Here is a 6000-nt window from a genome sequence, read left to right as displayed (position 1 = left end):
GTGTACAGCTCCATGTTGATGACGAGGTCGCGCTGCGTGCTCACCAGATCGGTCTCGATGTGCCGGGGGCCCGCCCCCCCCCCCCCCCCCCCCCCCCCCCCCCCCCTTCTCCATGGGGGGGCGTTCCCGAACCGCGGGAACGGCCGGTCACTTGCGATGCTCGCGCATGTACCTCAGCGCCGCGCGGCGCTCCTCCTTCTCCAGACGGTCGAGGTACACATGGCCGTCAAGGTGGTCCGTCTCGTGCTGGAGCATACGGCCCATCAGGCCGCTGCCCTCGAGCACGACCTCCTTGCCGTCCAGGTCGATGCCGCGCACGCGCGCATAATCGGCGCGGCGGGTCTTGTACCACAGTCCGGGCACGGACAGGCACCCTTCGTCGCCGTACTGCTCGCCACGGGTCTCCTCGAGCACCGGATTGAGGATGTAGCCGATCCTGCCGTCGATGTTGTAGGAGAACGCCCTCAGGCTCACGCCGATCTGGTTGGCGGACAGGCCGGCGCGGCCGGGATCGTCGACGGTCTGCAGCAGGTCGTCGACCAGACGCCGTACGGCCGGGGTGATCTCGCGGATCTCATCGCAGGGGGTGCGCAGCACGGGATCGGGAACGACGCGAATCTCACGGATGGCCAAGACTATCTCTCCTCGTTGTCGGTATGGGTGTCGGCGCCGGCCGCCTCGGCGGACTCCGGAGCGGTCCCGGAGGTCGCATCCGCGTCCGGGCCGTCCTGCTGGCGCTTGATCTTCTCGGACACGCTAGCAAGCGAATCAGACACGTTCTCCCGGGCCTGCTCGTAGGCGTCGCGCAACGTCTTCGTATTGACGTTCTCCGAGGCCTGCTTGACCGTCTCCGCCGTGCGCTTGACCGATTCGGTGGTCCTGTCGAGGATGCGCACGGTGGCGGGCAACGGCTTCGACGGTCCGCGCGGCACGTAGATCTCGCCGTCGATCACGTCCTCGTAGCGCTTGAGCACCTTCGGCCGCACGACCTTCATGCTCGGGGTCAGCGTGCCGGCCTCCTGGCTGAACTGCTCGTCGAGGATCACGAACTTGCGCACCGATTCGGCGCGGGACACGTTCGCGTTCGCCTTGTCGATGTACTGCTGCACGAACGCGCGCACGGCCTCGTTCTGCGCGATGTCGGCCATGGGCGCGTTGCGGTCGAGCCCCTGGGATTCGAGCCACGAACGGGTCATGTCCGGCTCGAGTTCGATGAGGGCCGCGATGAAGGGCTTGCCGTCGCCCACGACGACCGCATGGTCGACGATCGGACAGGTGGCGATGATCTCCTCCATCGGGGCCGGGCTCACGTTCTTGCCGCCGGCGGTGATGATGATGTCCTTCTTGCGGCCGGTGATATAGACGAAGCCGTCGTCGTCGATCGTGCCGAGGTCGCCGGTGCGGATCCACCCGTCGGCGGTCTTCGCCTCGGCGGTGAGCTCGGGCTGCTTGTAGTAGCCGAGGAACACGTTCGGGCCGGTGAGCAGCAGCTCGTCGCCCTCACCCTGCCTGACCCCCATGCCGGGACCGGGCTTGCCCACGGAACCGACCCTGTTGTCGTCCTGCCAGTTGACGAGCATCGGGGCCGCGGTCTCCGTCATGCCGTAGCCCTGGATGAACGTGATGCCGTCCATGCCGTTGAAGAAGTGGGCGAGATCCGGGTTGAGCGGGGCGCCGCCGCAGGCCAGCCAGGCGAGGTTCGGCCCGAGCGCGGAACGCACGGACTTGCCCACCGTACCCATGAAGAACGAATGCTGGATGCGCGCGATCGGCGAATGGCCCCTGCCCTCCTGGGCGTCCTTGGACCACTGCACGAAATGACGGTAGGCGGCGGCGAACACGCGGCCCGCGATGCCGTTGCCGGCCTTCTGGGAGGCGGCGTTGTACACCTTCTCGAACACGCGGGGCACGCCGAGCAGGTAGGTCGGCTTGAACGAACGCAGGTCGGCGAGCAGATGCCGGGCCCCGGGGATGTAGCCGACGACGCCGTGGCCGCCGATGGCCACGTACTGGATGTAGCGTGCGAAGCAGTGCGCCAGCGGGAGGAACAGCAGCAGACGGTTCGGGTTGTACAGCATGTCCTCGAGGATGATGTAGCCGTTCTTCACGATGTGCGTGAAGTTGCGGTTGGACAGCATCGCGCCCTTCGGCTTGCCGGTCGAACCGGACGTGTAGACGATGGTGGTCATGTCGTCGGCCCTGACCCGCCCGATGGCCGCGTCAAGCTCCTCGTCGGGGACGTTCGCGCCGAAATCGGCGACCGCGTCGAGCCCGTTCGCCTTGAAGTTGAACACGTATTCGAGGCCCTTGACCTCGTCACGCACCTGTTCGAGGGTCTGCGCGTGGGCCTGGTCGCCGGCGAAGGCGATCAGGGGCGACGTGTCCTCGATGATGGAGGCGGCCTGACGCTCCGAATCGGTCTCGTAGATCGGCACGCTCACCGCGCCGATGGCGGCGCAGGCGAAATCCGTCACGCCCCACTCATAGCAGGTGGCCGAATAGATGGCGACCATGGTCCCCGGGCGCACGCCCAATCCGAGCAGCCCCTTCGCCACGGCGCGCACGCGCGCCAGCATCTCGGAGGCGGTCACCGCATGCCACCGGCGGTCGTCGTCCTGGTATTCGGCGATCTCGTCATCGGGGGCCGACGCGGCGCGGGCGGCGAGCAGCGAGAATATCGTGTCGTCGTCGTTGGTCACATACTCGGGGTCGGAAATATACTCACGCAACATAGGTTCCAGACTATACCCGGTCCGGTATCTGCCATGCCGTCGACGCCGACGACGCGACACGGCGGCACGGCGATCGGTCACCCCACGTCCACGACCGTGCACATCCAGCGCGAGCCCCTGAGCTCGAGCCTCACGTTCGCCCAGTAGGACAGGCGCCCCACCGACAGGTGCGCGGCCATCTCCAGCGTCGACGCGTTGACCAGCATGCCGGACAGCAGATGCGGGACGACGGGCATGAACCGCATGGCGGCCCGCATGTCGTCGCTGACCGTCATCGACGCGGACAGCAGATACGCCAGCGTCTCCAGCCGCGACAGGCATGGGGCGCTGACGGCCCCGCTCAATGCGGACGACGGCAGGTTGCCACGGATCACGTCGACGGCCAGACAGACCACTCGGCAGGTGGACACCGCCATCGTGCGGATCTCCTCCCCCGTCGCCCCGTCGTCGGCCACGGCGACGACCCGGTAGGGCACCGGCCCGTCGGACAATCCCACCTCTATGGTTCCCTCGTACACCGGCGGGGTGCGTCCGTGGACGAAACCCGACGAGGGGATCACGACCCTCCATTGCGGTTCCATGGGCGCCTCGCCTTCGAAGTCGGTGGTGCGGCCGCTCCCCATCGAACGGCCGCACGCCCATCACAGCATGCGAAAGGCCCCGCGTCAACGTGACGCGGGGCCCGGTGCATCACCGTGGATGCCACGGTGGATAACCGAATCGTCAGGCGCGGCCGGCGTACGGCGTGACGACCACGCCGCAGCGCTGGAAGTTCTTCACGTCGACGTAGCCGGTGGACGCCATCGCGCGACGCAGCGCCCCGATGAAGTTGGTGGTGCCGTCGGCGGTGTGGCTCGGCCCGAACAGGATCTGCTCGAGCGGCGCGACCGTGCCCACGTTCGTGCGGAAACCGCGCGGCAGCGTCTGGTGACGGGCCTCGGCCCCCCAGTGCATGCCGCGGCCCGGCGCCTCGGTGGCGCGGGCCAGGGGCGCGCCGAGCATGACCGCGTCGGCGCCGAGTGCGAGGGCCTTGACGAAACTGCCGGAATCGCCCATGCCGCCGTCCGCGATGAGCTGGACGTAACGGCCGCCGGACTCGTCCATGTAGTCGCGCCGGGCCTCGGCGACGTCCGCGATGGCGGTGGCCATCGGGGCCTCGACGCCGATCGTCTGGCGGGTGGCGGACACGGCGCCGCCGCCGAAGCCGACGAGCACGCCCGCGGCCCCCGTGCGCATGAGGTGCAGGGCGGCCGTGTAGTTGGCCGCGCCGCCGACGATGACCGGCACGTCCAGGTCGTAGATGAACTGCTTGAGGTTGAGCGGCTCATGGTCCTGCGAGACGTGCTCGGCGGACACGGCGGTGCCGCGGATCACGAACAGGTCGACGCCCGCATCCACGACCGTCGAATAGAACTGCTGGGTGCGCTGCGGGGAAAGCGCGCCGGCCACGGTGACGCCGGCGTCGCGGATCTCGTGCAGACGCCTGGTGATGAGCTCCGGCTTGATCGGCTCCGCGTAGATCTCCTGGATGCGGCGCGTTGCGGTCTCCGCCGGCAGGCCGGCGATCTCGTCGAAGAAGGGGGTCGGATCGTCGTAACGGGTCCACAGGCCCTCGAGATCCAGCACTCCCAGCGCGCCGAGACGGCCCATCGCGATGGCGGTGGCGGGGCTGGTGACCGAATCCATGGGCGCGCCGATGACCGGCACGTCGAACTCGTAGGCGTCGACCTGCCAGGAGGTGGAGACGTCCTGCGGGTCGCGCGTCCTGCGCGAGGGGACGATGGAGACATCGTCCAGCGAGTAGGCCATGCGGCCCTTCTTGCCCAAACCGATTTCAATTTCCTGAGACATGGTTTCGAGACTAATGCGCGCGCGGGACGGCGGCGCGCTGCGTCTCACGCGCATCTCACATATTCGACCGCACGTGTTCGCCGTTACAAACCTGCGCTACGAATGGCAGATGTCTCAATCGAACCGTCAGGAGGAAGCATGGGCAAGATCAAGGTCGAAGGCAGGGTCGTCGAGCTCGACGGCGACGAGATGACGCGCGTCATCTGGAAGGACATCAAGGACAGGCTGATCCTGCCGTACCTCGACGTGGACCTCGACTACTACGATCTCGGCATCGAGAACCGCGACGCCACCGACGACCATGTCACCATCGACGCCGCGCACGCCATCCAGCGCGAGCACGTGGGCGTCAAGTGCGCCACGATCACGCCCGACGAGGCCCGCGTCAAGGAGTTCGGGCTGAAGAAGATGTGGAAGTCCCCCAACGGCACGATCCGCAACATCCTCGGCGGCACCATCTTCCGCGAGCCCATCGTGATGAGCAACGTGCCCCGTCTCGTCCCCGGCTGGACCAAGCCGATCGTCGTGGCCCGCCACGCCTTCGGCGACCAGTACAAGGCCACCGATTTCAAGGTGCCGGGCGCCGGCCGTCTCACCGTCACCTTCACCCCCGAGGATGGTTCCGAGCCGATCCAGCACGTGGTCTACGACTACGGGGCCGACGGCGGCGTGGCCCAGGTGCAGTACAACGTCAACGATTCGATCCGCGGCTTCGCGCGCGCCTGCTTCAACTACGGCCTCATGCGCCACTACCCCGTGTACCTGTCCACCAAGAACACGATCCTCAAGGCGTACGACGGCCAGTTCAAGGACATCTTCGCCGAGATCTACGAGACCGAATACAAGGAACGCTACGAGGCGGAGGGCCTCACCTACGAGCACCGCCTCATCGACGACATGGTCGCCAGCTCCCTCAAGTGGCACGGCGGCTACATCTGGGCCTGCAAAAACTACGACGGCGACGTGCAGTCCGACTCCGTCGCCCAAGGCTTCGGCTCCCTCGGCCTCATGACCTCCGTGCTCATGACCCCGGACGGTCAGACCGTCGAGGCCGAGGCCGCCCACGGCACCGTCACCCGCCACTACCGCCGCTGGCTCAAGGGCGAGAAGACCTCGACCAACCCGATCGCCTCGATCTTCGCGTGGACCGGCGGCCTCAAGCACCGCGCCGACCTCGACGGCACGCCCGAGGTCCGCCACTTCGCCGAGACGCTGGAGAAGGTCATCGTCTCCACCGTCGAAGGAGGCCAGATGACCAAGGATCTCGCCATGCTCATCGGTCCGGATGAACCGTGGCTCGACACCGAGGGCTTCATGGACGCGCTCGACGAGAATCTCGCCAAGGCCCTCGCCGACTGACCGCGGCGTCGGTGCGGCGAATCCGTCCGGGTGCTACTACAATCGGGCGGAGGCATTG

General features: G+C 67.4%; 5 protein-coding genes. 1 reads left to right on the top strand and 4 read right to left on the bottom strand.

Features of this window, described 5'->3' with window-relative positions; translation table 11 throughout:
• Window positions 1-147: 147 nt before the first annotated feature.
• From def to GFD21_RS02290, 4 genes are all read right to left on the bottom strand, one after another.
• Complete coding sequence (gene def / locus GFD21_RS02305) at window positions 148-633, bottom strand: peptide deformylase (protein WP_163196307.1); 486 nt, start codon at window positions 631-633, stop codon at window positions 148-150.
• Between the two features lie 2 nt (window positions 634-635).
• Window positions 636-2732, bottom strand: coding sequence for an AMP-dependent synthetase/ligase (locus GFD21_RS02300; protein ID WP_163196306.1), 2097 nt, complete (start codon window positions 2730-2732; stop codon window positions 636-638).
• A gap of 77 nt (window positions 2733-2809) precedes the next feature.
• Window positions 2810-3355: an Rv3235 family protein gene (locus GFD21_RS02295; RefSeq protein ID WP_163196305.1), complete on the bottom strand. Its 546-nt coding sequence runs from the start codon at window positions 3353-3355 to the stop codon at window positions 2810-2812.
• Between the two features lie 100 nt (window positions 3356-3455).
• Entirely contained in the window at window positions 3456-4583 is a 1128-nt protein-coding gene (locus GFD21_RS02290) for a GuaB3 family IMP dehydrogenase-related protein (RefSeq protein WP_163196304.1), read from the bottom strand.
• Between the two features lie 138 nt (window positions 4584-4721).
• Here GFD21_RS02290 and GFD21_RS02285 point away from each other — a divergent pair, with 138 nt between their 5' ends.
• Window positions 4722-5942 carry an NADP-dependent isocitrate dehydrogenase gene (locus tag GFD21_RS02285; protein WP_163196303.1) on the top strand — a complete coding sequence of 407 codons (1221 nt, stop codon included), beginning with the start codon at window positions 4722-4724 and terminating at the stop codon, window positions 5940-5942.
• The last annotated feature ends 58 nt before the right edge of the window (window positions 5943-6000 follow it).

This window comes from Bifidobacterium platyrrhinorum, from assembly GCF_010667645.1.
GTDB lineage: Bacteria > Actinomycetota > Actinomycetes > Actinomycetales > Bifidobacteriaceae > Bifidobacterium > Bifidobacterium platyrrhinorum.
Note: the sequence above shows the minus strand (reverse complement) of the source record. Positions and strands in the feature narration are given on the sequence as shown.